The following is a 1434-nucleotide window of genomic DNA, read 5'->3' as shown; positions in this document are numbered from 1 at the left end:
GTCAGTGTGAGGCTCTGTGGTGCCGCGGATGTCGCGGTGGTTGGATCGCTTCCATCCGGTGATTGGCCCGTACAGTGGCTGCCGCTCCTCAGTGTGAGGCTCTGTGGTGCCGCGGATGTCGCGGTGGTTGGATCGCTTCCATCCGGTGATTGGCCCGTACAGTGGCTGCCGCTCCTCGCTGAGCTGGCTTTCATGGGTATTGCCGTCGCCGGGTGGAAGGACCGGCCGGCGTGACTTGATAGGAGCGTGCAGCTGCCCCACTGAGGTTTGTCCGCCGACCGGCCCGACCGTTTGACCCCACTCGGATTCAAGGGAGGCAGTCACCATGGTGGTCCTGATCGGCGCTGACGTCCACAAGAACTCGCATACCTTCGTCGCGGTCGACGCGGCGGGCAAACAGATCGGGCAGATCACTGTCCGCGCGACCCACAGCGGTCATGAGAAGGCCTACCGGTGGGCCAGGGCATCTTTCATCGAGCAGGATCGCCGGTGGGGGCTGGAGGACTGCCGCCACCTCACCGGTCTGCTCGAGCGCGATCTCCTGGCCCACGGCGAGCCGGTGCTCAGGGTGCCGGCGAAGCTGATGGCCCGCCAGCGCGCCGCATCGCGCACCCGCGGCAAGTCCGATCCGATCGATGCTCTCGCAGTCGCGCGAGCGATGGCCCGCGAGGACGACCTGCCGGCCGCGTTCACCGATGAGCAGGCGAGGGAGGTCAAGCTCGTTCTTGCTCGTCGTGAGGACCTGGTCGCGGAGCGGACTCGAGTGATCAACCGCTTGCGCTGGCACCTGCACGAACTCGATCCCGACATCGACCCGGCACCACGCGCGCTGACTCATCGACCTGCCCAGGAACAGGTGCGGGGCGTGATCGAGGCGAGCGAGGGGATCGTCGCGGAGATCGCGGGCATGGTCCTTGCCGATCTCGAACGGCTGTGCTCCTTGATCGGGGAGCTCGATGCGCGGCTGCGTGCCATGGTGAGGGAGCTGGAGCCGGTGCTGCTGGAGATTCCCGGCTGCGCGGAGCTGTCTGCCGCGAAGATCATCGCCGAGACCGCCGGGATCGAACGATTCGCCACGGAGTCGAAGTTCGCGATGTTCGCCGGCTGCGCCCCGATCCCGGTCTGGTCAGGCAAGACAGAAGGCAGAGTCCGTCTGAACAGGGGCGGGAACAGACAGCTGAACTGCGCCATCCATCGCATCGCCCTCACTCAGGTCCGTCTCGAGGGGCCAGGCAAGGAGTACTACGAACGACTCCGAGCAGACGGGAAGACCGTGATGGAAGCCCTCCGCTGCCTGAAGAACGCGATCGTCCGCCGCATCTGGCGCACTCTTACCCGTGCCCACGCCGCAGCACTCATGAACACCCCGATCTCACTGAACCCCACCTCAACGACTTGCATCCCGCAAGCCGCTTGACATAGGAGATACCCATG

At 65.6% G+C, this 1434-nt stretch carries 1 protein-coding gene; it reads left to right on the top strand.

All coding sequences use genetic code 11. From position 1 onward, the window contains the following. Positions 1–325: 325 nt before the first annotated feature. Complete coding sequence (locus ACFQRJ_RS12590; protein WP_377019486.1) at positions 326–1417, top strand: IS110 family transposase; 1092 nt, start codon at positions 326–328, stop codon at positions 1415–1417. The last annotated feature ends 17 nt before the right edge of the window (positions 1418–1434 follow it).

This window comes from Brachybacterium sp. GCM10030252, assembly GCF_042666535.1.
In the GTDB taxonomy this organism is placed as follows: Bacteria; Actinomycetota; Actinomycetes; order Actinomycetales; family Dermabacteraceae; genus Brachybacterium.
This window is presented reverse-complemented; position numbering and strand designations above follow the sequence as displayed.

Bases quoted from the DNA above. Each gene is read 5' to 3' on its own strand.
- ACFQRJ_RS12590 (WP_377019486.1), top strand. From the start codon at position 326: ATGGTGGTCCTGATCGGCGCTGACGTCCACAAGAACTCGCATACCTTC.